This window comes from Microbispora sp. CL1-1 (assembly GCF_012034195.1).
Lineage (GTDB): Bacteria > Actinomycetota > Actinomycetes > Streptosporangiales > Streptosporangiaceae > Microbispora.
Window position 1 is genome coordinate 80,731 of the sequence record NZ_JAATEK010000021.1, and the last position, 26,517, is coordinate 107,247.

The window sequence follows — 26,517 nt, forward strand, 5'->3', positions numbered from 1 at the left end:
CGGACGGCTCGGAACCGCGCCGCGACGGGCGCGAAATCCGATGTAAGTTTCACGGCTTCACACCGTCTCCGGCTGCTGCCGCACCCCTCGTGAGAGGAGCGAACGGCGCAACACGAGACGGTCCTCGGCGTGATCGAACACCCCGCCCGACGGGTCGTCGACCTCTCCCTGGCGGATGACGTCGTGCTCGGGCCGCAGGATGTCGCGGACGACGAGCGCCATGAGGATGACGATGGTCAGCGCCCGGGCCCAGACCGACAGGAAGTAGGGGTCGTCGCCGATGCCCTCCCCGGCGTGGTCGGGATACTGGGTGATCAGGTAGAGCCAGATGGAGAAGAAGTACCAGCACTCGGCGACCTGCCAGGCGGCCAGCGCCCCCCACCTCGGCCTGGCCAGCACCGCGAACGGCACCAGCCACAGGACGTACTGCGGCGACCAGACCTTGTTGGTGATCATGAAGGCGGCCAGGGCGAGGAAGCACAGCTGCATCAGGCGCGGGCGGCGCGGCGCGGCGAGCGCCAGCACGGCGACGCCCAGCAGGAGCACCGCCAGCGCGGCCATGGCCATGGTGTTCAGCTTCTCCGCGTCGCCGAGAAAGGCCAGGAAACCGGGCCTTTCCATGCCGAACCACTCGGTCTTCTGGAAGAAGAACCACAGCCCGCCCCAGTCGGCGCCGCGCTCGCTGCTGAACGCGTAGAACTTCTCCCAGCCCTCGAAGTTGACCAGCATGATCGGCACGTTGACCAGCAGCCACGCGCCCGCGGCCCCGGCGAGGGTCTTGAGGAACGGCACCCACTTCGCCGTACGCACCGTGAGCAGGAACAACGCGCCGAAGAACATCAGCGGGTAGAACTTCGTGGCCACGGCGAGGGCCAGCAGCACACCCGCCAGCCACGGCCGGTTGCGGGCCCAGGCCAGCAGGCCGCCCAGCGCGAGGGCGCCGGCGGCGAGGTCCCAGTTGATGTACGCGCAGAGGATGACGGCCGGGCCGACGGCGTACCAGAGGGCGTCCCAGCGGCGGGCGGGACCGGCGAGCGCGGCCATGAGCAGCACGCCCACGACCAGCGCGATTCCCATCAGGATCACGGTGACGTCGTAGAACACGACCCCGTCGCCACCCGCGAGGCGGCGGGCGAACTCCATGATCCCGCCGATGCCCACCGGGTATTCGACCGGATAGTCGACGTACGGGATCTTGCCCTCGTTGAGCTTCTCGGCCCAGAACAGCGGATAGATGTCGGTGTAACAGAAGTTCGTGAACTGCCCGACGCCGCCGTTCCAGGCTCCGCCGAACCGGCAGGGATATTTCCACAGGTACGCGAGAACGGCGCCGAGCCCCGCGAGAAGCCCGAGAGGCAGGTACGGCACCGCCCGCGCGGCGACCCCGGGCAGCGGGGCGGAGTCGTTCGTGGTCCGGGTCGTCATGCTCGGTATTGCACCATTCAACGCCTCGGCTTGGCGACTCCGCGCGCCGAAGGGGCCCGCGGCGGGAGTCGCCGCGGGCCCCTTCGGGACGCCGGATCGCGGATCAGGCGCCGCTGCCGTTCCTGCCGTTTCCCGACCCGGTCGGGAGCGCGGCCGGGGGCTGGTTGATGTTCAACGGGACGTCGTCGCCGCCGGGGCCGCCGTCCGAACCGCCCGGGCCCCGGTCGTCGCCGAGGCCGTCGCCGCTGTCACATCCCGGGCCGCCGTTGAAGCAGCCGCCGTCGTCGGGGAAGTCGGTCGGGAAGTCCGTCGGGAACCCGGCGTCGTCGGGCTCCGGGCTGGGCGTCGGCGTCGGGCTCGGCACGATGTTCTCCGGGCTGCCCAGCCCGGCCTTCTGCGGGAACTGCTCGACAGGCTTGCCCGCGAGCGCCTCCATCATGAAGTTCCGCCAGATGGTGGTCGGGTAGGTCGCGCCTTCGATGCCGGCGCCGAGCGATATCTCACGGGGCTTGGAGTAGGGATTGTTCGGGCCGTACTTCTTGCTCTTCTTGCCGCCGGGGGTCTCCGGGCAGTTCGCGTAAATGGGCTGGACGATCTTTCCCGACTTGGTGACGCACTGCTCGCGGTACATGCCGACCGCGGTGGAGATCTGCGGGGTGAAGCCGACGAACCACGCTTCCTTGTTGTCGTTGTTCGTGCCGGTCTTGCCGGCGGCCGGGCGGCCGATGCCCCTGCCCGCCGCCGTACCCGTCTTGAGGACCTCCTCCATCGCCGCCACGGAGTCGGCCGCCGCCTCGGGCGTGATCACCTGCTTGACCTCACGGCGCTCGGCGAAGACGACCGCCTTGTCCTTCCGGACCTCCTTGACCACGTGGTAGTCGACGTGCTTGCCCTCGTTGGCGAAGATCGAGTAGCCGGCGGCCTGCTCGACCGGGGTGACCAGGGCGCTGCCGATGGAGAACGCGTACTTGTGCTCCTTGACGTCGTCCTCCATGCGCTGCTTGCCGAGCCCGGCCTCCTCCGCGATCTGCTTCACCGCGCTGAGCTGCCCGATCGTGCCGTTCTCCTCGTCCAGCTTGTACGCCATCGAGGCGAAGGCCGTGTTGACCGAGTCGGCGGTCGCCGTGGTGACGTTGATCGCGTTCCCCACGTTGTGGCTGTTGCCGATGGGCTTGGTGCCGGGGAGCTCCTCCGGCACCGTCTTGTTGCCGGGCACGAAGCTGTTCAGGCTGTGCCCGGCGTCCAGCCAGGCGGCCAGCACGTACGGCTTGAACGCCGAGGCGGCCTGCTTGTAGGAGTCGAACGGTTCGTTCCAGTTGTCCTTGACGTAGTCCTCACCGCCATAGAAGGCGAGCACCCGTCCGTTCTTGGGGTCCACTGCGGCCAGACCGGCGTGGATCTCCTTCGGCAGGCTGGCGGTGGTGCCGATGACCGCCTTCCTGGCGGCCTGCATGAGCTTCTTGTCGAAGGTCGAGACGATCTTGTAGCCGCCGCTCCTGACCTGGTCGGGCGGCAGGTTCATCCGGGTCTTCAGCTCCTGCAGCACCTGGACGACCATGTAGCCCTTCAGGCCGCCCAGCTCGTTGCTGTTGCGATCGGGAACCGTCTTGGGGAACTTGGCCGTGCCCGGCAGCTTGCCGTACTTGGCCGGGTCGAGCCTCGCCATGGCGTTGACGACGTCCTTGAACCGGCTCTGCAACCGCGGGGAGTCGGCGTCCAGGGCGGGCGTCTGGATGCGCGCGGCGAGATAGGCGCCCTGCTCCACGGTGAGCTGTTCGACGTGCTTCTTGAAGTACGCCTGCGCGGCGGCCTCGATGCCGTACGCCCGGCCGAAGGGCACCGTGTTGAGGTACTGCAGGAGGATCTGGTCCTTGGTCATCGACTTGTCGAGCTTGACCGCGACGAAGATCTCCTTGATCTTTCGCTTGATCGACACTTCCTGGCTGAGGCCGTCGTAGTAGTTGCGGGCCATCTGCTGGGTGATGGTCGAGGCGCCCTGGAGCTGCTGCCCGGTCGCCGTCATGTAGACCGACCGGATCATGCCGGGGATCGAGATGCCGCTGTCGGTCCGGAAGGTGTCGTTCTCGATCGCGATGACGGCGTCCTGGACGTGCCGCGGCACCTTGTTGATGTTGTCCAGGATGACGCGCGGGGTGCCCACCTTGGCGATCAGCGTCTTGCCGTCGTTGTAGTAGATGGCGCTGCCCTGGGCCACGGCCTCCGCCTGCGTCGCCTCGGGCACCGGGGTGTTGGCGTAGGCGACCGCGATCATGCCGAAGGTGCCGGCGGCCAGCACGGTGAAGGCCGCCAACAGGATCTTCCAGCTCGGGACGAAGCGCCGCCAGCCCGTACGGCGCGGCTTCTCGTCGTCCTCGTCGAAGTCGTCGAAGTCACGCGGATCCCGGGGGCCGCGCCCGCCGGGCCCACCCGGACCGCCGGGTCCACCGGGTCCACCGGGTCCACCGGGTCCACCGGGGCCGCCGGGGCCGTGGCCACCCCGGCCCGGGGGCCTGCGGCGGCGGCCGCCGGTCTGGATGGCCTCGGTGCGCTGCTCGTCCCCCCGGGGATCGCGGCCGTCGCGGGGGAATCCGCCCGTCGGCATGCCCATCGCCTGGGTGCGCTCGTCCGCGCCGGGACGGCCGGGCCTGCCAGGGCCCACAGGACCACCCGGGCCACCAGGACCGCCGGGGCCGGCCGCGTAGCGCGGGTCACGGTCCATCGGCGGGCGTCCGCCGCCCACCGGTCCCCGGCCTCCCTGCTGCGGTCCCGGAACCGGTCGCTGCGGCCTGCCCTGCTCCGGTCGCGGTTCGGGCCGGGGTTCGGGCCGGGGTTCGGGCCGCGGTTCCGGCCTGGGGGGCACCGCGTTCATGGCCGCCGTGTCCTCGAAGGCTGCCGCCTCACGACGGCGGTCGGGTCCGGCCGGCCGGGCGCCGCGGGGCGGCTGCGGGACCGGTCCCCTGCCGGGCTGCCGCGGCGGGACGGGCTCGCCGTACTCTCCGTACTCTCCGTACTCTCCGTAATCGCCGAACTCGTCGGATTCCCGGGGCGAGCGACGACGGCGCCCAGGGCGGGATGATCCACCGGAGCCCGAGGCGTCCTCGGGACGGCCGGTCGGCTCCGGTCCGTAGCTGCTGTAAGTCACGCGTCCTCGTCAGATGGTTCGGGGAATTATCGACGTCGGCCGGCAGGCCGGCGGGCCGCCTCCTGGAGGTGGAGGTCCGCCCTACAGGGAAGGGCCCGGGGGATCGGCTGTTCCGAGGACGAACGACACCGCCAGGTGGTTCCAAGAACAACCTTGGCAGACCTCCACCACGTAGACGCGGAATTCGCGGTATTCCCGCGCCATCGCGGTGAGCTCGGCCATCCCTTTTGCCTGGCCGGCCACTCGTCCTAATTCGTCCCCATATACGTATGTGACGTTGGTCACGTTGCGTCGTTCACATATGGGGCAACTGCGGCTCGTCGGCTCTCCGTGGAACCGGGCCGCGCGGAGCAGGTAGGGGTGGGCGTCGCACACGTCCCGCGCCCGCATGCGGCCGGCGCGGACGGACTGTACGGCCGCCCGCTTAGCGAGGCCGTAGTCCACGACCGACCGCTGTGACCACATGCGGCCAGATTACGACCCTTTGCCGAATCTTGCCCAACCGTTGACCCGTTGCCATCTATGACACCCCGACGTATCCTGCGGATGTATCGAGTCGATACATCGGTCGGACACAGGGGGTGGTTCCAGTGACGGGCTCTCGTGGAGGTGTGCTGGAGCTCGCCGTCCTGGGATCGCTGAACGAGACGCCCTTGCACGGATATGAGCTGCGCAAACGGCTCAACACGCTGCTCGGCATGTTCCGTGCCTTCTCCTACGGCTCGCTGTACCCCTGCCTCAGGGGTCTGCTCAACGAGGGCCTCATCGCCGAGGAGGAGCCTCCTGAGGACACGGTTCTCGGCCGTAGGTCGAAGATCGTCTACAAGATCACGGCGGAGGGCAAGGAGCGGCTGCAGGAGCTGCTCAGCCAGTCGGGGCCGTCCTCCTGGGAGGACGAGAGCTTCGGCATCCACTTCGCCTTCTTCCGCCACACGGAGGCGGAGGTGCGGCTCCGCATCCTGGAGGGCCGCCGCAGCCGCCTTGAAGAACGCCTCGACCGCGTCCGTGAGGCTCTCGCCCGCACGAGAGAGCGGCTGGACACCTACACGCTTGAGCTCCAGCGCCACGGGCTGGAGTCGGTCGAGCGCGAGGTCCGCTGGTTGAACGAGCTGATCGACTCGGAACGGCGGAGCCGTTCGGCTCCCGGCGAGGGGGGTCACCCTCCGGATCCCGCGCAAGCCGTACAGGAAGAGACCCAGAGGGCGGACACGCCCGAGGCAGATAGGTAAAGGAGCGAGTGCTATGGGTTCGGTGCGCGTAGCCATCGTCGGTGTGGGCAACTGCGCCTCATCGCTGGTGCAGGGCGTCCATTACTACAAGGACGCGGATCCGAGCAGCCGTGTGCCGGGCCTCATGCACGTGCGGTTCGGTGACTACCACGTCGGTGACGTGGAGTTCGTCGCGGCCTTCGACGTGGACGCCAAGAAGGTCGGCCGCGACTTGTCGGAGGCCATCGTCGCCTCCGAGAACAACACGATCAAGATCTGCGACGTGCCGCCGCTCGGCGTCACCGTGCAGCGTGGCCCGACGTTCGACGGCCTGGGCACGTACTACCGCGAGATCATCGAGGAGTCCGACGAGGAGCCGGTGGACGTCGTCCAGGCCCTGAAGGACGCCCGGGTCGACGTCCTGGTGTCCTATCTCCCGGTGGGCTCGGAGGAGGCCGACCGCTTCTACGCGCAGTGCGCGATCGACGCCAAGGTGGCGTTCGTCAACGCGCTGCCGGTCTTCATCGCCTCCGACCCCGAGTGGGCCGCGAAGTTCACCGAGGCCGGCGTCCCGATCGTGGGCGACGACATCAAGTCGCAGGTCGGCGCGACGATCACGCACCGCGTGCTGGCCAAGCTGTTCGAGGACCGCGGAGTCGAGCTGCTGCGCACCTACCAGCTCAACTTCGGCGGCAACATGGACTTCATGAACATGCTGGAGCGCACCCGCCTCCAGTCCAAGAAGATCTCCAAGACCCAGTCGGTCACGTCGCAGATCCCGCACGAGATGGCCAAGGCCGACGTCCACATCGGCCCGTCCGACCACGTGCCGTGGCTGGACGACCGCAAGTGGGCCTACGTCCGCCTTGAGGGCCGGTCGTTCGGCGACACCCCGCTCAACCTGGAGTACAAGCTCGAGGTCTGGGACTCGCCCAACTCCGCCGGCATCATCATCGACGCGGTGCGCGCGGCCAAGATCGCCCTCGACCGGGGCATCGGCGGCCCGCTGCTGTCGCCCTCGTCCTACTTCATGAAGTCGCCGCCGGAGCAGTACTCCGACGACGCCGCCCGCGAGGCCGTGGAGAAGTTCATCCGCGGTGAGGCCGAGCGCTGACGTCCGTCGTCCGCGTGTCCCGCCCCGGTTCCGCTCGATCGGACCGGGGCGGTCCCATGTCCACGCCCGGTGGACCTCAGTGGTTCGTGAGCGGGCGCGCGGCCGGCGGCAGGGCGGCGGCGTCGGCCACCGGCCAGGCCAGCGGATCCGGCCCGAGCGCGACGAGCTGAGGCACCTGCTCCCTGGCCCAGGGCGAGATGTCCCGCTCCCCGCTCATCACCTCGGCGGCGAAGCGCGCCCAGGGCTCCCACCTGACCTCACCCACCTCCTCGGCGTTGGGCGCGGCCTCTCCGGTGACCACGGCCCGGTAGACCGGGCACAGCTCGTTCTCCACCGTGCCGTTGTCCATCACGGCCCGATAGGAGAAGCGCGGCAGGATCAGGTCGACGGACTCGACCGTCAGGCCCAGCTCGAACCCGAGGCGGCGGATCACCGCCGACGACAGCGGTTCGCCCGGCAGGGGATGCCCGCAGCAGCTGTTGGTCCACTGATCGGGCCAGGTCAGCTTCGAGCCCGCACGGCGTGACAGCAGCACGCGCCCGCGGTGGTCGAAGACGTAGCTGGAGAACGCGAGATGCAGCGGCGTGTCGGCGCTGTGGACGGTGGATTTGGGGGCGGTGCCGATCGGGTTTCCCTCGCCATCGACCAGCACGACATGTTCCTGTGACGTCACTCTGCGAGAGTACGTGATCACCTTGCCGCGGGGTGAGACCTACGGGTCTTTATCAGGGTCGCTCCGGATGTCCGCGCGTGATCGCCCGCGTAGGCTGTCGCCGTGTCCTACGCCTCTGATCTGCGGGTGGTCCTGCGGGGTCGAAACTTCCGGCGGCTTTTCGCCACACGGCTCGTCTCGCAGTTCTCCGACGGGATCTTCCAGCTCGCCGTCGGCGGCTACGCGTTCTTCAGCCCGGAAAGGCAGGCGAGCGCGACCGCCATCGCGGCGGGCCTCGCCGTGTTGCTCCTGCCGTACAGCGTCCTCGGGCCCTTCGTCGGGGTGTTCATCGACCGCTGGTCGAGGCGGCAGATCCTCGTCATCGCGCCGGTCGTGCGCGGCGTGCTGCTGGTGGTGGCCGCCTGCCTCGTCGCGGCGGGCGCCTCCGACGTCGTCTTCTACGCGGCGGCGCTCGGCGTGCTCGCGGTCAACCGCTTCTTCCTGTCGGCCCTCAGCGCCGCGCTGCCCCACGTCGTGCCGTCCGAGAACCTGATGATGGCCAACGCGGTCACGCCCACCTCGGGCACGGTGGTGACGTTCGTCGGGGCGGGCGCCGGCGTCGTGCTCCGCGTGATCTCCGGGTCGGACGACCGGGGCGTGGCCGTGCTGCTGGTCTGCTCCGGCGTCGTCTTCGGCCTGAGCGCGCTGATCGCGCGGACGATGGAGCGCTCGCTGCTCGGCCCCGCGTACGACCCGAACCGCCCGCAGGCCCGCGAGGCCGTACGGCACGTGCTCGCCGGCCTGGTGGACGGCGCGCGGCACATCGCGCACCGGCGTTCGGCGGGGGCGGCCCTCAGCGGCGTCGCCACCCACCGCCTGATGTTCGGCATCTCCACGGCGGCCGTGGTGATGCTCTACCGCTACCACTTCACCCACGACCCCGACGACGCGCTGAAGGGCATCGCGCTCGTGCTGGGCGCCGTCGGCGCGGGCAGCTTCGCCGCGGTCCTGGTCACGCCGTGGGCCACCGAGCGGGTCCGCATCGAGATCTGGGTGCCGGTGATGCTCGTGACCTGCGGCGTGCTGGAGTTCGCCCTGTGCGCGACGTTCCACAAGTGGGCGTTCGTCGCCGCCGGGCTGGTGATCGGCGTCGCGGGGCAGAGCGTGAAGATCTGCGCGGACACCGTCGTGCAGCGCGACATCGAGGACGCCTATCTCGGCCGCGCCTTCTCCGTCTACGACATGCTGTTCAACGGCATGACGGTGCTCGGCGCGGTGCTGGCCGCGGCGCTGCTGCCGCGCGACGGCGTGTCGTATCTCGCGCTCGCCGTGATCGGCGTGGGCTATCTGCTCGGCGCGGTGGTCTACCGGCTGATCCTGCCCTCCGCCGTACGCCGCAGGCCGCCGGTGCCCGCCGTCGACTGACTCCCGTCGGCAGGCCTCCCGTCGGCCGGCGTCACAGCGCCGCGGTGGCGGCGACCATGGCACCGGTGATGCGGGCGATGTCGCCGGGCGCGCAGGCGTACGGCGGCATCGTGTAGATCAGCCGGCCGAAGGGCCGCAGCCACACGCCGTGCTCCATCACGATGTCTTGAATTTTCGCGACATCGACGGGCCGGTCGGTCTCGATCACCCCGATCGCGCCCAGCACCCGCACGTCCCGTACGCCGGGGGCGCCCGCGGCCGGGGCGAGACCGTCGAGCAGGCCCGCCTCGATGCGCGCGACCTCCTCCCGCCAGGGCCGTTCGGCGAGCAGGTCGAGCGAGGCGCCGGCCACGGCGCAGGCGAGCGGGTTGCCCATGTAGGTCGGGCCGTGCATCAGCACGCCGATGCGCTCGGCCACCCGCGCGGTGCACAGCGTGGCGGCGAGCGTCATGTAGCCCCCGGTGAGCGCCTTGCCCACGCACATGATGTCCGGCCTGATCCCGGCGTGGTCGCAGCCGAACATCTCCCCCGTACGGCCGAAGCCGGTGGCGATCTCGTCGGCGATCAGCAGGATGCCGTGCTCGTCGGCCAGCTCGCGCAGCCGCCGCAGGTAGGCGGGGTGATAGAACCGCATGCCGCCCGCGCCCTGCACGACGGGCTCGACGATGATCGCGGCCAGCCGGTCGGCGTGGGCCTCGACGGCCGCGGTCAGCTCAGCCAGATAGGCCTCGTCGGGACCCGCCTGCGCGGTCCCGCCCGGGCGGCGGCCGTAGTCGTGCGGCGGCATCGGCGCGAAGACGTGCCGCGGGAGCATCCCGGTGAACAGGTGGTGCATGCCACCGACCGGGTCGCAGACCGACATCGCGGCGAACGTGTCGCCGTGGTAGCCGCCCCGCACGGTCAGCAGGGCCGAGCGCCCGCTGTACTGCACCGCCATCTTGATCGCGACCTCGACCGCCACCGAGCCCGAGTCCGCCAGGAAGACGTGGTCGAGCCCGGTCATCCCGGCCAGCCGGTGCGCGAGCCGTACGGCGGGCTCGTGGGTCAGGCCGCCGAACATGACGTGCGCCATGTCGCCGAGCTGGTCGCGGGCGGCCCGGTTGAGCCGCGGGTGGTTGTAGCCGTGAACGGCCGCCCACCAGGAGGCCATGCCGTCGATCAGCTCACGGCCGTCGCCGAGCGTGATCCGCACGCCCTCGGCCCGGCGGACGACGTGCACCGGCACCCCGGACGGCACGGCCGTGTAGGGATGCCAGACGTGCTCGCGGTCGAGCCGGAGGACCTCCGCGGCGTCCACCTACGAGATGATCCCGTTGTCGCGCGCCCAGTCGAGCAGGGCCTGCCGCGCGGCCTCCTTGCCGATCATGCCCTGGTCCATGCGGATCTCCAGCATGTGCTTGTAGGCCCTGCCGACAACCGGCCCCGGCGGCACGCCGAGGATCTCCTGGATCTCGTTGCCGTCGAGCTCAGGGCGGATCTTGGCCAGCTCCTCCTCGTCGGCCAGCCGGGCGATGCGCTCCTCAAGCTGGTCGTAGGTGCGCGACAGTGCCTGGGCCTTGCGCTTGTTGCGGGTGGTGCAGTCGGCCCTGGTCAGCTTGTGCAGGCGTTCGAGGAGGTGCCCCGCGTCGCGGACGTAGCGGCGCACGGCGCTGTCGGTCCACTCGCCCGTCCCGTAGCCGTGGAAGCGCAGGTGCAGCTCCACGAGCCTCGACACGTCGGACACCACGTCCTTGGGGAACTTCAGCTCGGCGAGCCGCTTCTTGGCCATCTGCGCGCCGACGACCTCGTGGTGGTGGAACGACACGCGGCCGCCGGGCTCGTTGCGCCGGGTCTTCGGCTTGCCGATGTCGTGCAGCAGGGCGGCCCACCGCAGCACCCGGTCGGGGCCGGACGTCTCCAGGTCGATGGCCTGCTCCAGCACGATCAGCGTGTGCTCGTAGACGTCCTTGTGCCGGTGGTGCTCGTCGATCTCCAGCCGCAGCTTGGGCAGCTCGGGCAGGACGTGGGCGGCGAGCCCGGTGTCCACCAGCAGCGCGAGCCCCTTCCTCGGGTGGGCGCCGAGGATCAGCTTGTCGAGCTCGTCGCGGATGCGCTCGGCCGAGACGATCTCGATGCGGCGGGACATCGCGGTCATCGCCTCGACCACCTCGGGGGCCACGGTGAACCCGATCTGGCCCGCGAACCTGGCCGCCCGCAGCATCCGCAGCGGGTCGTCGTCGAACGACTGCTCGGGTTTGCCCGGCGTCCGCAGGACCTTGGCGGCCAGGTCGGGCAGCCCGCCGTACGGGTCGACGAACTCGTGGCCGGGCAGCCGGACGGCCATCGCGTTGACCGCGAAGTCGCGCCGGGCGAGGTCGCCCTCGAGCGAGTCGCCGTACATCACCTCGGGCTTGCGCGAGGCGGGGTCGTACGACTCGCTGCGGTAGGTGGTGATCTCCAGCAGCCAGCCGCCCTTGCGCACGCCGACGGTGCCGAAGTCGATCCCGATCGTCCAGACGGCGTCCGCCCAGTCCTTGACGATCTCCAGCACCCTCTCGGGGCGGGCGTCCGTGGTCAGGTCGAGGTCCTTGCTCGCGCGGCCGAGGAGGACGTCGCGGACGGAACCGCCGACCAGGGCCAGCTCGTGCCCTCGGGCCGAGAACAGCTCACCGAGCTCGTCGGCGACCGGGGCGATCCGGCGGAACAGTTCGTTCACGGCGCGCTGCTGGCTGTCGCTCAGATTTGAAACGGACAAGGCTGGGTAGGTCCTTCGGTCACGGAACAGAAACTCTCCCCCGATGGCCCAGGTGTTCAGGTGTCACCCAGGGGAGACACACCTAGCGATCACTAGGCCACGGACGGTTCGGGGGCGCTGGACGACGCAAGGAGCACACGAGATGAAAGACGCTCTCGCGATTCACCGCTGGCTCCTCGCCCACCAGATCCACCATGAGATCGTACGTCTTCCGCGCCCGTTGACATGCTCGGACGAGCTTCCCGAGGTGCTGGGGGTCTCACCCGAGAGGTGCCTGTGCGTCTCGCTGTTCGAGGTGTCGGCGCGAGGGCGGACACAGGAGGTGGCGGTGGTGACCGCGGTGAACTCCTGTCCCGGGCCGGCGGACGTGGGCGCCGCTCTGCGCGCCCACAGGGTAACCCCCGCGTCGGCCTACACCGTGAACTCCGCGACCGACTACGCGCACGGCCTGGTCTGCCCGCTCCTGCTGCCCGACGACCTGACCGTGCTGGTCGACCAGCGTCTGCTGGAGCGGGCCGATCCCGACGAGGTCGTCCACACCGCGACCGGCGAGCGCCGCACCGCGTTGCGCATGCCTGCCATCGACCTGTTCGACCTGGTGGCGGCCAAGCCCGTCGACCTGAGCGCCACCCAACGGAGGGGTCTCGCGAGCCTCGTGAGTCCTATGCGGACTGCTTAGGCCATAGCATTCTGGGCGTGCGCCGTACCTCACCGCCGGCCGGCACATGATCCGTAAGGCCGCGCTGCTGACATCGCTGACCGCCCTGCTCGCCTTCCCCGCGGGCATGGCCGGTACGGCTGTCGCGGCACCACCTCCGGGTCGTGTCGTGGCCGTGGCACCGGCCGATCCGCTCGTGGTCAGCGAGATCACGCCGGAGGTCGTGCGCGTCGCCACCGACCCCATCACGGTCGCGGGGACCGTCTCCGGCACGCCGGGATCGTTCGTCCGGGTCGCCGTCCGCTACTCCCGGGACAGGCCGTTCGCCTCCCGGGCCGAGATGGCGGCGTACCTGTCGGAGCAGGGATACGGCACCACCAACTGGAGCACCAGGATCCAGGCCACGGCGCTCGACCAGTCGGGAAAGCTTCCCTTCCGGTTCACCGTGACCCCCGCGGAGCTGGGCATGCCCAGGCCCGGCGTCTATCCCTTCGAGATCGAGCTGACCGACGCGGGCACCGGGCAGCGGCTCGGGATCGAGCGGACCTTCCTGACGTACGCCCCCAAGGGCGAGCAGATCCCCAAGATCAAGCTGGCCGTCGCCCTGCCGATCGTCGACCGGCCCCACCGCGCCGACGACACGACGTTCATGGACGACGACCTGCCGGCCTCGCTCGCGTCCGGCCGCCTGGCGGCGCTGCTCCAGACGGCGCAGGACACCGGCGACGCGGTGACCTGGTTCGTGGACCCCGCGCTGCTCGACGACGTCCGCGTCCTGTCCTCCGGCCCCCGGAATGTGCGCGGCACCCGCAAGGACGCCGACCAGGCCGCGGGCCAGTGGCTGAACGGCCTGCGCAGCGCGCTGACGGACAAGACCGTCATCTCCACGCCGTACGCCGATCCGGACATGACCGCGCTGGTCCACCACGGCCTCGACAAGCAGGCCGCGGCGTCCGTCCAGCGCGGGGCGGCGCTCGCGAGCGAACTGCTCGGCCGGGAGATCCCCAGCACCACCACGTGGCCGGCCGGCGGCAAGATCGACCGCGACGCGGTGGACGAGCTGGCCATGTCGGGCGTGACGTCCGTGCTGCTGTCGGGCGACGCGCTGCCGCCGCGGCCCGAGGGCCAGGGCGCGACGCAGACCGGACAGCCCGTCCCCCCGCCCGCGCAGCAGACCACGCCCGACGGCGCCGCCACGCTCGAAACCGTCGCCGAGAACCCGCTCACCGCGCTGCTGGCCGACCCCACGCTCAGCGAGCTCCTCGGCGGGAACGTGTCGGCTCCCGGCGCCGCGATGCTCGCGCGGCAGCGGTTCCTCGCCGAGACCGCGATGATCGCCTTCGAGCAGCCGGTAGCCCTTCCCGGCCAGACCGGCGGCACGGGACAGAGCGGCACAGGCCAGAGCGGCACCGTGCAGAACAGCACGGCGAAGGCGGCCACGCGCACGGTGATCGCGGCCCCGCAGTCGCATCTGTGGACGCCCGACCCGGCGTACGTCTCCAGCCTCCTGCAGGCCGCCTCCGGCGCCCCCTGGCTGCGCATGACCCCGCTCGACTCGATCAAGCCCGGCCGGGTCCAGGTGCCGCGCGCCGACCTGACGTACACCGAGCGCGACCGCCAGGCCGAGCTGAGCCGCACCTACCTCGCGACCGTACGCAAGCTGGAGCGCAAGGCCGACGCCGTGGCCACCGTCACCGAGCAGCACACGGACGTCTTCCACACGGCCATACTCCGGCTGTCGTCGGCCTCCTGGCGGGGCGACGGCAAGCGCGCGATGACCTTCGCCGGGCAGGTGCAGAAGGCCATCGACGCGCGCATCGACGACGTGTCGGTGCTCGACACCCCGCGCGCGGTCGCGGGCAGCAACGGCCAGGTCCCGGTCAGCGTGGCCAACAACCTGGACAAGGACATCCAGATCAAGATCCGGGTCACCTCGGCCAGCAAGTCGCGGCTCGCTATCGACGCCCCCGGAGGGGTCTACATGACCCCCACGACCACGATCCTCGCGGGGCGCAGCCAGCTCGTGAACGTGCCGGTGATCGTGCGCGACGAGGGCGGCGACGCGAGCATCTCGGTGCAGCTGCTGACCGACGGCGACGAGAAGTACGGCAGCGCCGTGCGGGTCGTGGTGCGCGCGACCGGCTACACCGGCATCGCCCTCGTCATCGTGGGGGCGGCCGTGGTCATCATGCTGGCCGCCGTGGTGATGCGCATCCTGCGCCGCAGGTCGCGCAAGGCGTTCCCGTTCGACGCCTCCGGCGGCGAGGACGGCCCGCCCGGCGACCGGCAGGGAGCCGTCCCGGCCGAGCGCACCCAGTCGCCGTAGTCTTGGGTCGCCTTCCCGGGACCACTGGAGGAAGGCGGCCACCCCAAGTCAGGCCGCCGCGAACCGAAGGACAACCATGAGCAGGATGCTGCGGGCCAGCGCGATCATGGCGGCCGGGACGATGGTCTCGCGGCTCACCGGCTTCGTCCGTACGGCGATGCTCGCCGCGGCCATCGGCACCCTCGCGCTCGGCGACGCGTACAACGCGGCCTACCAGATCCCCTACATCCTGCTCGACCTGCTGCTCCAGGGCGTGCTCAGCGCCGTGGTCGTTCCGGTGATCGTGCGGGCGCAGAAGCGGGACCCCGACGGGGGCCAGGCGTTCGAGCAGCGGCTGATGACGCTGGGCGTGGTGGTGCTGACCGCCGTCGCGGTGATCGGCGTGCTGCTGGCCCGGCCGATCATGGAGCTCTACACCGCCTCGAACTGGTCGGAGGACAAGGTCGCGGTCGCCACCACGCTGGCCCGATATCTGCTCCCGCAGATCGCGTTCTTCGGGATCGGCTCGCTGGCCGGGGCGATCCTGAACACCCGGGACCGGTTCGCCGCCCCGATGTGGGCGCCGGTGCTCAACAACATCGTGGTAATGGGGGTCCTCGCCGCCTACTACGTCATCGGCACGTCCGACATCGAGAAGGTGAGCGACCGCGACCTCATGTTGCTCGGCCTCGGCACCACCGCGGGCATCCTCGCCCAGGCGCTGGTGCTGATCGTCGCGCTGCACCGGGTCGGGTTCCGGTTCCGCCCCCGGTTCGGGGTGCGCAACACCGGTCTCGGCGAGGCGGCCAGGGCCGCCGTGTGGACGTTCGCCTTCGTCGGCATCAACCAGATCGGGTTCTGGGTCACCACCAAGCTCGCCACCGGCGCGGGCGACCGTGCCCCGGGCGCCGGCAACAGCGCCTGGTCGTACGCGTTCCAGCTCTTCCAGCTTCCGTACGGGATCATCGCGGTGTCGGTGATCACGGCGATGCTGCCCAGGATGAGCAGGCTCGTGGCCGACGGCGACCTCGCCACGGCCCGCGGGGAGTTCTCCTCCGGGGTGCGGCTGGTCTCCTCCGTCATCGTCCCGTCGGGTCTGCTGCTGATGGTGCTCGGCCCGGCGGTCACCACGCTGATCTTCTCGTGGGGCAACATGACGACGGGCAACGCGATCTACATCGGTCACGTGCTGCAGGTGTTCGGCGTCGCGCTCGTGCCGTTCTCGATCTTCCAGCTCCTGCTGCGGGTCTTCTACAGCTTCGGCGACACCCGCACCCCGGCGATCATGGCCGGGGTGAACGTGGTCGTCAACGCCTCGCTCAGCCTCGTCGCCTACTTCACGCTCCCCGACCGGTACATCGTCATCGGCCTGGCGTTCGCCTACCTGATCACGTACGTCGTCCTCTGCGGCGTCGCGTGGGTGCTGGCGAGCCGGAAGATCGGCGGGCTGGGCGGCCGGGAGATCGTCGCCGGCCTGGGCCGGATGTACGCGGCGGCGATCCCGGCCGCCGCGCTGGCGCTGGCGGTCCTCTGGCTGGCCAGGGAGATCACCTCGATCAGTCCCATCAGTGCGGCGGTGGTGCTCGTGGTGGGCGGCGGCGCCGGGCTGCTGCTGTACATGTTCGCCGCGCACCGGCTGCGGGTTCCCGAGGTCCGCTCCATCATTGGACTTGTCGCAAGCCGGGTAGGACGGTAAGAGTCCTCAAGAACGACCGGCGACTGGAAGGTAACGCGAAAGTCCGATTCGGACGTCTTCGATCGGGAAGGCGGGCACAAGCGGCACGGCACTAGCATGGTGCGCCAGGGAGTGTTGAGACACACTCAGAGAACGTCCCGCAGAACTTGCCCTACCGATGGATTCGGCCGGGCGGGTGACCGCGAGGGTGGAGGAGGACCGGCGGCGACGGCCGTACGGGCCTGTTCCGGCTCGCGGATGCTCGTCTCCGGGGTCTCGCCGACCCGGCGGTGCTCCGCTCGGCGACCACGGCAGGCAGGAGGTTTTAGGGGCGCGATCTGGTGTTTCGGACCGGCGAGCGGAAGCGGGAAGGCGTGGGCGGAACCACCCGGCATCGGCTGGTGCATGCCGATGAGCCGCGGAGCGGGGCGGCCGCATGAGCATGTCCACGGTCGAACCGGGGACCAAGCTGGCGGATCGGTTCCGCCTGGAGGACAGGGTCCACGAATCCGGCGGCGCGACCCTGTGGAAGGCGCTGGACGAGATCCTCGCCCGCCCGGTCGCGGTCCACACGTTCGCACCCGATTTTTCCCGAGTCGAGGAAGTCGTCACCGCCGCCCGCCTGGCGAGCCGCCTCACCGACCCCCGCCTCACCCAGGTCTTCGACGCGGCCGACGAGGACGGCACCGCGTACGTCGTGAGCGAGTGGGTCAGCGGAGAGTCGCTGCTCGACCTGCTGGAGAGCGGGCCCGTCGAGCCCGAGCGGGGCGCGGCCCTGGTCGCCGAGGCCGCCGAGGCCCTGGCGCACGCGCACGCGGCGGGGCTCACCCACCTGCACCTGACCCCCAGCCGCCTGGTCTGGACGAGCGGCGGCACGGTCAAGCTCCTCGGTCTCGCCGTCGACGCCGCGATCCTCGACCTGAGCAGCGAGGACCCCGCCAAGGAGGACGCCGAAGGGCTGGGCCGCCTGCTCTACGCGGCGCTGACCGGCCACTGGCCCGGCGACTCCGACTGCGGGCTGCCCCCCGCGCCCCTGGACGACGGCAAGATCTGCACGCCCCGGCAGGTCACCGCCGGCGTCCCCGGCTACCTCGACGCCATCACCTGCCGCGCGCTGCTGCAGGAGCCGCGACGCGGGCAGCCGCCGCTGGCCACCCCGGCCGACGTGGCCGAGGCGCTCGCCGAGGTGCCCCGCCCCGCGCCTGCGCCGGTCACCACCGCGCCGCCCGCGTTGAACCTGCGCAGCGAGGCGCCGGACGGGCTGGGCATGTCCACCATGCCGCCCCGCGTGCCGTCCCATCTGGCACACCAGATGTCGATGGTCCCTCCGCCACCGCCGCCGCGCCCGCAGACCGGCGCCGCGAGCAAGATCCTGCTGACCGTCATCGTCCTGCTCGTGATGGCGGCCGTCGGCGTGGGCGCCTGGACCGTGGGCAAGAACCTCGGCAACACCCCGCGCGGGGTGGCCCAGTCGGACAGCGCGCAGTCGCCGTCCCCCTCGCGGAAGCCGGTCGCCGTCAAGCCGGTGAGCGCGGCGGGGTTCGACCCCCTCGGCACCGACCGCGCCGAGAAGCCGGAGCTCGCCCCGCTGGCCATCGACGGCAAGCCGTCCACCGACTGGCACACCGACAGCTACAGCACCGCCGACCTGGGGCGCCTCAAGGACGGCGTCGGGCTCATCCTCGACATGGGCAAGCCGATCCCCATCGCCGACGTCGTCGTCTCCCTGGGCAACGCCGGCGGATCGACCGTGCAGCTCAAGGTGGGCGACGCGGCGGATCTGTCTTCTTTGAAGACCGTGGCGGAGAAGAAGGGCGCATCGGGTTCGGTGACGCTCACCCCGGAAAAGGCCACGACGGGCCAGTACGTTTTGATCTGGTTCACCCGGCTTCCCGCCTACAACGGGCAGTATCGTGGCACTATCTACGACGTAACGGTGCATTCCCCAGGATCGGCATAGCAGGGACTTGTGAATTCCCCACCAGACAATCCCCCGACGGCTGAGCACGCGCGACGCGCGATGTCCGATGCCGATCTGCTGGCCCGCCACCTCGGCGGCGACCCTCACGCGTTCAGCGAGATCGTCAAGCGGCATCGCGACCGGATGTGGGCGGTCGCCCTGCGCACGCTCGGCGATCCCGACGAGGCCGCCGACGCGGTTCAGGACGCGTTCGTCTCGGCGTACCGGAAGGCGGACAGCTTCCGCGGCGAGGCGGCGGTCACGACGTGGCTCCACCGCATCGTGGTCAACGCCTGCCTCGACCGCATGCGCCGCAAGTCGGTGCGCCCGGTCGCCGACGACGAGCTCATCGAGGCCGCGGAGCGCGAGGCCCCGGCGACCGACCAGGCCGGCGAGCGCGAGGTCTCCCTGGAGGTCACGGCGGCGCTCAAGCTGCTGCCGCCCGACCAGAGGGCGGCCCTCGTGCTGGTCGACATGATGGGGTACGCGGTGGACGACGCGGCGACGGTGCTGGGCGTCCCGCCGGGGACCGTGAAGAGCCGCTGCGCAAGGGGGCGCGCCAAACTCGCCCCGATTCTTTCGCATCTACGGAACCGATCCGACCTCACTCGCGTCTCATCCGGGAAGGGAGCAGAACTTCGTGACGGGTGACACGCACTACGACCTGGAGGTTCTCGCCGAACTGGCGGAGGGTCTCCTCGACGACACGACGGCCCGGCGGGTCCGCGAGCATCTCGCGGTCTGCGACCCCTGCGGGGAGAGCCTTGCCGACCTGGCCGCGGTCCGGGAGGTCCTGGCGGCGATGCCGGTGCCGGCGATGCCTCTGGGCGTCGCCAGGCGTATCGACCGGGCGCTTGCCGCCGAGGCTCCGGACTGGGACCGCGTCCTGCGGGACGCCCCATGGGACAGCGCTCCACAGGAGCCGGCCCCGTGGGACAACGCCCCATGGGACGACGTTCCGTGGGAGACGGTCGAGCCTCAGGTCGCCGCTTCGGCGGAAACCACCTCGGAAATCGCCGCCTCGGAAATCGCCGCCTCGGAAATCGCCGCGGAGACGCAGCCGGAGCCGGAGCGCGGGACCGCGCCGGTGGTTCCGCTGGGTGTCGTCGCCGACGACGGGACGATCGTGCCGGCCAAGCGCCGTTCGGGACCGCGTACGGCGGGCCGCAAGGCGTCCAGGCGGCGCTCGTGGGCGTTGCCGGCCGCGGTCGCCGCTGCGGCGGCCGTCGTGATCGGGAGCGGCGGTCTCGCCACCGGCCTGCTCTCGTTCGGCGACTCGCCGTCCCGGCAGGTGGTGAGCCAGGGCGAGCCCGGCAAGAGCCCGGACAAGGTCGAGGCGCTGACCTACTCGACGTACGCCAGCGGCCACAACTACACCAGCCGGGAGCTGCGCGGGCCGCTGCTCGGGTACTTCGGCGTGGCGCCCGGCTCGGGCACCAACGACGACGAGGACCTCGACACCTGCGTCAAGCGGTTCTCGACCGAGCTCGACCGCACGCCGATCGGCGTCGACAAGGCCCTCTACAACGGCAACGAGGCCACCGTGATGGCGTTCTGGGAGGACAAGAGCAGCAACGCCGTACGCGTGGTCGTCGTGGACTCGCAGTGCCACAAGCTGCGCCCCGAGGTTCTGGCCTCCTGGAAGTGACCGCGCGGCGCGAGCCGTACCATCGGCAGTGACGAAGCCCCCCGCGACCTCCGGGGGGCTTCGCCGTATCGGGGATCCCCCGGGGAATGACCGGGGCCTAGGATCTGTTGACGGCACTGCATATCCACCGGGAGCGAAGAAGGCGGGTCCGTTGAGCGACGTTCGTAACGTGATCATCATCGGGTCGGGTCCGGCCGGCTACACGGCGGCCGTCTACACCGCGCGCGCGGACCTCAAGCCTCTCGTCTTCGAGGGGTCGGTCACCGCCGGCGGCGCGTTGATGAACACCACCGAGGTGGAGAACTTCCCCGGGTTCCCCGACGGCATCATGGGCCCGGACCTCATGGACAACTTCCGCAAGCAGGCCGAGCGCTTCGGCGCCGAGCTGGTGGCCGACGACGTGGTCGAGGTGGACCTCACCGCGAACCCCAAGGTCGTCAAGACCCACACCGACACCTTCTACGCCAAGTCCGTGATCCTGGCCACCGGGTCGGGCTACCGCGAGCTCGGGCTGGAGAACGAGAAGCGGCTGTCGGGGCGGGGCGTGTCGTGGTGTGCCACCTGTGACGGGTTCTTCTTCCGCGACCAGGAGATCGTGGTCGTCGGCGGCGGCGACACGGCGATGGAGGAGGCGATCTTCCTGACCCGGTTCGGCAAGTCGGTGACGGTGATCCACCGCCGCGACTCGCTGCGCGCCAGCAAGATCATGCAGGACCGGGCGTTCGCGAACGAGAAGATCCGCTTCATCTGGGACACCGAGGTCGTCGACGTGCTCGGCGAGGACCGGATCTCCGGTGTGCGGCTGCGCAACGTCAAGACCGGCGAGGAGTCCGAGCTGCCGGTGGGCGGCCTGTTCATCGCGATCGGCCACGAGCCGCGCACCGGCCTCGTCAAGGGCCAGATCGACCTTGACGACCAGGGGTACATCAAGGTCGAGTCGCCGTCGACGCGGACGAATATCGACGGGGTGTTCGCGGCCGGAGACGTCGTCGACCACACCTATCGTCAGGCCATCACGGCCGCCGGGACCGGATGTGCGGCGGCGCTGGACGCCGAGCGCTGGCTGACGCTGAACGCCTGAGTCCCGACATCGGGAATGCGGGGACTGTCCCCGCGGTTGTCTGCACCGCCACACCACTCATGCAAGGGGAGAGATACCGTGGGCGCGATCAAGAGCGTGACGGACGCGAGCTTCGAGGCCGAGGTCCTCAAGAGCGACAAGCCGGTTCTGGTCGACTTCTGGGCCGAGTGGTGCGGTCCGTGCCGTCAGGTCGGGCCGATCCTCGAGGAGATCGCCGCCGAGAACGCCGACAAGCTGACCATCGTCAAGCTGAACATCGACGAGAACCCGGTCACGCCGCGTGACTACGGTGTGCTCCAGATTCCGACGATGAACGTCTACAAGGGCGGAGAGGTCGTCAAGCAGATCATCGGCGCCAAGCCGAAGGCCATGCTGCTTCGTGAGCTCGAGGGCGTCATCTGACGCCGTAGCCGCCGGCCTCATCCGAAGAGCCCCCCGTGCCTGTGCCGCGTGCCTGTGCCCGGGGGGCTCTCGCGTTCTCCGGGTCCCGTACGCGGGACCGCCGGGACCGGTGGGGTTTCCGAGCCGGGACCGGTGGGCCGGGACCGGTGGGCCGGGACCGGTGGGCCAGGGCGGAACCAGTGGGCCGGGCGAGACCGGTGGGCCAGGGCCAGGGCTGTTCTCGCCGGGCCAGGGCGGGGCCTGGCGTGCCTCTCAGACGGGCCGCAGTGCCCGCTCCGGGGACATCGACCCCAGCAGGCGCTCCAGTGCCACCTCGACGTCCTCACGCCACGACACGGCCGTCTTGAGCTCCAGCCGCAGGCGGGGGAAGCGCAGATGCGGGCGCACGGTCTTGAACCCGACCGACAGCAGATAGTCCGCGGGCAGCACACAGCCGCCCGGCTTCTCCCACTTCAGGTCGCCGAACGCCTCGATCGCCCGTACGCCGCGGCGGGTCAGGTCCTTGGCGACGCCCTGCACGAGCATCCGGCCCAGCCCGCCGCCGGTGAACTCCTGCACGATGTGCGCGGTCATCAGCAGCACGGCGTCCGAGCTGACCGGAGAGGTCGGAAACGCCACCGAACGCGGGACGTACAAGGGCGGGGCGTAAAGCACGAACCCGGCCGCCACCCCGTCCACGTAGGCGATCTTCCCGCAGCTTCCCCATTCGAGAAGGGTCGCGGAGATCCACGCCTCCTTCTCCAGGGCCGGATCACCCGCCTCCGCGGCGCGCTCGCCGCTGACCGGGTCGAGCTCCCAGAACACGCACCGCCGGCACCGTCGCGGCAGGTCATCGAGATTGTCCAGCGTGACATTGACCAGCCGACGCGACACGTGATGCCCCAATCCCCGTCAGGAGTCCTGCCAGAAAAGCGCGCGAATACGGCGTCTCCAGCTCGCATCGTAACTCAGGGGAAGGTCCGGGAGCGGGTGCGCCACAACAGCCGCCGACGACCATTAAAGGGGTTGGGCGGGCCGAAACCAGTGGTGCGGGAATGCAAGAAAAGGGGCCCTTGATGGTCAATACCCTGTTGTGATCGGAGTGGCGCGTTACCGTACCCTGGATTTCTCGGCTACGTGATCGGAGGTGGACCGTGGCACAAGAGCTTGATCACGGTCGGACGAACGCGACTCATGGGTCGCGCATTGACGCCTACGTCGACAGGTACGCCGCCCGCGCTGCCGGGATGGTCGCCTCCGAGATCCGAGCTCTCTTCGCCGTCGCGTCGAGGCCCGAGGTGGTCTCGCTCGCCGGCGGCATGCCGTACGTGAACGCGCTCCCCCTCGACCTCGTCAGCGAGCTCGTCGCCGACCTGGTCGCCTCGCGCGGCTCCGTGGCCCTGCAGTACGGCTCCGGGCAGGGCGACCCCGCCCTGCGCGAGCAGATCTGCGAGGTCATGCGCATGGAGGGCATCGAGGCGAACGCGGACGACGTGGTCGTCACGGTGGGCTCGCAGCAGGCGCTCGACCTGATCACCCGGATCTTCATCGACCCCGGTGACGTCGTGCTCGCCGAGGGACCCTCGTACGTCGGCGCGCTCGGGACGTTCAGCGCCTACCAGGCCAAGGTCGTGCACATCGCGATGGACGACCAGGGCCTCATCCCCGAAGCCCTCGCGCAGACCATCTACGCGCTCCAGGCAGCCGGCAACCGGATCAAGTTCCTCTACACGATCCCCAACTTCCAGAACCCGGCCGGCGTCACGCTCAACGAGGTGCGCCGCCGCCAGGTGCTGGAGATCTGCCGCCGCGCCGGTGTCCTCGTCGTGGAGGACAACCCGTACGGCCTGCTCGGGTTCGACGGGGAACCGATGCGGGCGCTGCGGGCCGACGACCCCGAGGGCGTGGTCTACCTCGGCTCGTTCTCCAAGACCCTCGCCCCCGGCTTCCGCGTCGGCTGGGCCCTCGCCCCGCACGCCGTACGCGACAAACTGGTGCTGGCCATGGAGTCGGCGGTGCTGTCGCACTCGTCCTTCACCCAGCTCGCCGTCGGGCAGTACCTCGCCACGCAGCCGTGGCGGGAGCAGATCAAGTCGTTCCGCGAGCTTTACCGTGAGCGGCGCGACGCGCTCCTCGGCGCGCTCGACGTGCTCATGCCGCCCGGTTGCACATGGACCCGCCCCGCCGGCGGGTTCTTCGTCTGGATGACCCTCCCCGAGGGGCTCAACTCCAAGGCGATCCTCCCCCGCGCGGTCGCCGAGCGGGTCGCGTTCGTGCCCGGCACCGGCTTCTACTCCGACGGCGGCGGCTCGCGGAACATGCGCCTGTCGTTCTGCTACCCGGAGCCCGAGCGCATCAAGGAGGGCGTGCGCCGCCTGGCCGGCGTGATCGAGCAGGAGCTGCGGCTTCGGGACACGTTCGGCACGGGCTCCACACCGGGGCGCTCCGGCGTCGACACTCCCGGCCCGGATCTCGCCTAGACACGGTACGGCCGCTGCCCCAACGTGACGGAGGAGCCGCCCATGGCACCGCTCATGGGCGGCTCCGGCACAAGTGCGACCTCGTCTGAGACCTGACGCGACGACGCGGCGGCGCGGGCGGGGCACTAGCCTGTTCAGGCTGGCCGTACTGACTTGTCGAGGCGAGAAAGGCCCTCTTCGTGAGCGAGCGAACGATGACCCAAGGATCGCCCCCCGCGCGTCCGTGGAGGGGGACGCGACTCGGGCCAGGCGAAACGACGAATCACCGCCGGACCGCGATCGGCGCCGTGGTGGAGCGCATGGGCGGTGAGGCGTGATGAGCGACCTGGGCCACGTGCTCATCCTCGCGGGAGGGCTCTCCTACGAGCGTGAGGTCTCCATCCGCTCCGGACGCCGCGTCGCCGAGGTGCTGCGGGCCGCCGGTGTGGACGTGGAGACCCGCGATGCCGACGCCACCCTCGTGCCCGGCGTGCTGGCGGACCCGCCGGACGCCGTCTTCGTCACCCTGCACGGCGGCGCCGGCGAGGACGGCGCGATCCGCTCGGTGCTGGAACTGCTCGGCGTGCCCTACGTCGGTGCGACACCGGACGCCTGCCGGGTCGCCTTCGACAAGCCCACGGCGAAGGCGGTCGTCCGCTCCTGGGGCCTGAACACACCCGACTCGGTCGCGCTGCCCAAGGAGACGTTCCACGATCTCGGCGCCACGGCCGTGCTCGCCCGCATCATCGACCAGCTCGGCCTGCCGCTCTTCGTGAAGCCCTCGCGCGGCGGGTCCGCGCTGGGCGCCTCCATGGTGCGCACAGCGGAGGAGTTGCCCGCCGCGATGGTCGGTTGCTTCGCATACGGCGACACCGCGCTCATCGAGCGGTACATCCAGGGCGTGGAGGTGTCGGTCTCCGTGGTGGATCTCGGCGACGGACCGGTCGCCCTGCCGCCCGTGGAGATCGTGCCCGACCGCGGCGTGTACGACTACGCCGCCCGCTACACCGCTGGGCAGACGGAGTTCTTCGCACCAGCCCGGCTCTCTCCCGAGGTCACCGAGGCGTGTGCCGGCATGGCGGTCGCCGCCCACACCGCGCTCGGCCTGCGCGACATCTCCCGCACCGACATCATCGTCGATGCCGACGGCAAGCCGTACTTCCTCGAAGTGAACGTGGCCCCCGGCATGACGGAGACCTCTCTGCTGCCCATGGCGGCGGAGGCCGCTGGCCGCGATCTCGGCACGCTCTGCAAGGGACTCCTGGAGCTCGCCGCCGCCCGAGGCTGATCCGCCTCCGTTTCACGTGAAACACTCCCCCCTCCAGGCAAGTCCTAGAGGGGGAGTTGGTGTGCCTTGGGGGCGTCTGCCTGGGGCAGTGAAGACGGCGGCGCAGGCGTGTGATCGGCGGGGTCCGCGCGGTCCCTGGCCAGGGCAGGTTGGTATGCCCTGGAGCGGTGAGGACGGCGCGACGGGAGTCTACGGGGCGCTGGCCGGGGGGCGAGCTGGGTGCCTCGTGGTCATGAGCACCGTCGCAGGGTTGGTCTGGCTTCGGTGCGCCGCCGGTAAGGCGCGCGAGGTTCTTTGGCCGGGGCGGGTTGGCCTGGGTTGGAGTCGTGAGAACGGTCTCAGGATCGGTCTGCATGGGGGCGGGCAGCCGAAGGAGTCAGTGTGATCCTTGGCCGGGTTCCGGTCACTGCGCCGGAAGGAACCTCCGGTCCTCGCGAAGCCCGCTCCGCTGGGCCTTCGCTGCGGTCCTCACTCCCTTCCGCTCCGCTCCCTAGCCCGGACAATGGTTGACGCACGGACTCCAGGGGCGGCCCCGACGAAGCTGACGCGCCTATCCGCCCTCGACGGCATCCCCCTGAACGGCCGCCACAACACTCACACCACCTACGACCCCGCCACCACTTGGCAACTCCGTCACGACACCTTTGCCGCTCGGCATCGAGGCTCCAGTGCCCCCTGGGCATCGTCGGCTGGTCGACGCTGTCCGATCGACGTGGATGTTGCGCATGATCTGCTTGCACGTACACGAGCGGTTCGGCGATCGCCGCCGCCGTCAACGCACCTCCAGTTCGTCCCGGTCGAGCGTGCCGCGCGTCATCCGCCGCCACAGGCCGATTACCCGGCCAGGACGAGAGCGTTGGGCACGGCGACGAGCAGCAGGAACGACGGAGTAGGTTTCCGCGGCGGCCCATCGGAAGCAGACACGAAGGGCCGCCCCTCTCCTCCTAGCCTTCTCCCCCGGGTCCACGCTGCCTCCCCGAGCCCACGCCCCCTCCCATCGGGCCCGGCACACCGGCGGCCGTCCGTCCCCGCCTCGGCAGCCGGGAGATGCGTCTGACTCTTGCGCTGGGGCGCTCGAACAAGGCGTCGGGTCGCTGGTGCAGGACTCGTCAGGCGTAGGAACTCTCAGGGCCGCCGAGGTGGCTTGGGATGATCTCGACCATGGGCGTCCGGCGAGGTTCGGGGGACGACACCGAACGGCCCGAGGCGTGTCGTCAGAGGCTCCCGGGCGCCGTGGCGGCCGGGCCGGGGCGTACCTCGTGGAGACCTCACCGCAGGAGGCGATTGCTCTGCTCTACTCCGCTCTCGGGCGCCGATCAACCCCGTCGGCCCCGCCAGGGCGGCTCGAATGGACGTACGTCA

General features: G+C 70.4%; 20 protein-coding genes. 13 read left to right on the forward strand and 7 right to left on the reverse strand.

Annotated features, from left to right (window positions below; all coding sequences use genetic code 11):
* Positions 1–57: 57 nt before the first annotated feature.
* The 3 genes from HCK04_RS23710 to HCK04_RS23720 all read right to left on the reverse strand — a co-directional run bounded on the left by HCK04_RS23710 (position 58) and on the right by HCK04_RS23720 (position 5,032).
* Positions 58–1,425 (reverse strand): glycosyltransferase 87 family protein, encoded by a 1,368-nt coding sequence (locus HCK04_RS23710; RefSeq protein WP_142649578.1) that lies wholly within the window; start codon positions 1,423–1,425, stop codon positions 58–60.
* Positions 1,426–1,528: 103 nt separating this feature from the next.
* On the reverse strand, positions 1,529–4,084 hold the full coding sequence (locus tag HCK04_RS23715) for a transglycosylase domain-containing protein (protein ID WP_168066209.1): 2,556 nt from the start codon (positions 4,082–4,084) through the stop codon (positions 1,529–1,531).
* Between the two features lie 564 nt (positions 4,085–4,648).
* Positions 4,649–5,032, reverse strand: coding sequence for a DUF5318 family protein (locus HCK04_RS23720; RefSeq protein WP_142620120.1), 384 nt, complete (start codon positions 5,030–5,032; stop codon positions 4,649–4,651).
* 125 nt (positions 5,033–5,157) lie between these two features.
* Here HCK04_RS23720 and HCK04_RS23725 point away from each other — a divergent pair, with 125 nt between their 5' ends.
* Positions 5,158–5,796 carry a PadR family transcriptional regulator gene (locus tag HCK04_RS23725; RefSeq protein ID WP_142649582.1) on the forward strand — a complete coding sequence of 213 codons (639 nt, stop codon included), beginning with the start codon at positions 5,158–5,160 and terminating at the stop codon, positions 5,794–5,796.
* 13 nt (positions 5,797–5,809) lie between these two features.
* Positions 5,810–6,889 carry an inositol-3-phosphate synthase gene (locus tag HCK04_RS23730; protein ID WP_142620118.1) on the forward strand — a complete coding sequence of 360 codons (1,080 nt, stop codon included), beginning with the start codon at positions 5,810–5,812 and terminating at the stop codon, positions 6,887–6,889.
* 76 nt (positions 6,890–6,965) lie between these two features.
* Here HCK04_RS23730 and idi read toward each other — a convergent pair whose 3' ends face one another.
* Complete coding sequence (gene idi, locus HCK04_RS23735; RefSeq protein WP_142649584.1) at positions 6,966–7,562, reverse strand: isopentenyl-diphosphate Delta-isomerase; 597 nt, start codon at positions 7,560–7,562, stop codon at positions 6,966–6,968.
* A 102-nt stretch (positions 7,563–7,664) separates the two neighbouring features.
* Here idi and HCK04_RS23740 point away from each other — a divergent pair, with 102 nt between their 5' ends.
* On the forward strand, positions 7,665–8,966 hold the full coding sequence (locus tag HCK04_RS23740; protein WP_142649586.1) for an MFS transporter: 1,302 nt from the start codon (positions 7,665–7,667) through the stop codon (positions 8,964–8,966).
* 31 nt (positions 8,967–8,997) lie between these two features.
* On the opposite strand, the gene HCK04_RS23745 is transcribed toward HCK04_RS23740, so the two are convergent.
* Both HCK04_RS23745 and HCK04_RS23750 read right to left on the reverse strand, forming a co-directional pair.
* Positions 8,998–10,263 carry an adenosylmethionine--8-amino-7-oxononanoate transaminase gene (locus HCK04_RS23745; protein ID WP_142649588.1) on the reverse strand — a complete coding sequence of 422 codons (1,266 nt, stop codon included), beginning with the start codon at positions 10,261–10,263 and terminating at the stop codon, positions 8,998–9,000.
* Positions 10,264–11,661: a CCA tRNA nucleotidyltransferase gene (locus tag HCK04_RS23750; RefSeq protein WP_260617382.1), complete on the reverse strand. Its 1,398-nt coding sequence runs from the start codon at positions 11,659–11,661 to the stop codon at positions 10,264–10,266. It lies immediately after the preceding gene.
* A gap of 181 nt (positions 11,662–11,842) precedes the next feature.
* On the opposite strand from HCK04_RS23750, the gene HCK04_RS23755 reads away from it, so the two are divergent.
* From HCK04_RS23755 to trxA, 8 genes are all read left to right on the forward strand, one after another.
* A complete protein-coding gene (locus tag HCK04_RS23755) occupies positions 11,843–12,379 on the forward strand; it encodes a YbaK/EbsC family protein (protein WP_142649592.1) in 537 nt (178 codons plus the stop codon).
* Between the two features lie 46 nt (positions 12,380–12,425).
* Positions 12,426–14,684, forward strand: coding sequence for a hypothetical protein (locus HCK04_RS23760; RefSeq protein WP_142649594.1), 2,259 nt, complete (start codon positions 12,426–12,428; stop codon positions 14,682–14,684).
* Positions 14,685–14,760: 76 nt separating this feature from the next.
* Positions 14,761–16,359, forward strand: a complete 1,599-nt coding sequence (murJ, locus tag HCK04_RS23765) for a murein biosynthesis integral membrane protein MurJ (protein WP_142649595.1) — start codon at positions 14,761–14,763, stop codon at positions 16,357–16,359.
* 415 nt (positions 16,360–16,774) lie between these two features.
* Complete coding sequence (locus HCK04_RS23770) at positions 16,775–18,298, forward strand: protein kinase family protein (RefSeq protein WP_142649597.1); 1,524 nt, start codon at positions 16,775–16,777, stop codon at positions 18,296–18,298.
* 60 nt (positions 18,299–18,358) lie between these two features.
* Entirely contained in the window at positions 18,359–18,949 is a 591-nt protein-coding gene (gene sigM, locus HCK04_RS23775; RefSeq protein WP_142649599.1) for an RNA polymerase sigma factor SigM, read from the forward strand.
* The gene (locus HCK04_RS23780; protein ID WP_168066211.1) at positions 18,939–19,946 is read left to right on the forward strand and encodes a zf-HC2 domain-containing protein; all 1,008 of its coding nucleotides are present in this window, start codon (positions 18,939–18,941) and stop codon (positions 19,944–19,946) included. The genes sigM and HCK04_RS23780 overlap by 11 nt, the downstream gene beginning before the upstream one ends.
* Positions 19,947–20,097: 151 nt before the next feature.
* Entirely contained in the window at positions 20,098–21,027 is a 930-nt protein-coding gene (gene trxB, locus HCK04_RS23785) for a thioredoxin-disulfide reductase (RefSeq protein ID WP_142649603.1), read from the forward strand.
* 78 nt (positions 21,028–21,105) lie between these two features.
* On the forward strand, positions 21,106–21,429 hold the full coding sequence (gene trxA, locus HCK04_RS23790; protein WP_142649605.1) for a thioredoxin: 324 nt from the start codon (positions 21,106–21,108) through the stop codon (positions 21,427–21,429).
* Positions 21,430–21,681: 252 nt separating this feature from the next.
* Here trxA and HCK04_RS23795 read toward each other — a convergent pair whose 3' ends face one another.
* Entirely contained in the window at positions 21,682–22,302 is a 621-nt protein-coding gene (locus tag HCK04_RS23795; protein WP_142649606.1) for a GNAT family N-acetyltransferase, read from the reverse strand.
* A 353-nt stretch (positions 22,303–22,655) separates the two neighbouring features.
* Here HCK04_RS23795 and HCK04_RS23800 point away from each other — a divergent pair, with 353 nt between their 5' ends.
* Both HCK04_RS23800 and HCK04_RS23805 read left to right on the forward strand, forming a co-directional pair.
* Positions 22,656–23,888 carry a PLP-dependent aminotransferase family protein gene (locus HCK04_RS23800; protein ID WP_142649634.1) on the forward strand — a complete coding sequence of 411 codons (1,233 nt, stop codon included), beginning with the start codon at positions 22,656–22,658 and terminating at the stop codon, positions 23,886–23,888.
* 316 nt (positions 23,889–24,204) lie between these two features.
* On the forward strand, positions 24,205–25,155 hold the full coding sequence (locus HCK04_RS23805; RefSeq protein ID WP_142649608.1) for a D-alanine--D-alanine ligase: 951 nt from the start codon (positions 24,205–24,207) through the stop codon (positions 25,153–25,155).
* Positions 25,156–26,517: the final 1,362 nt, after the last annotated feature.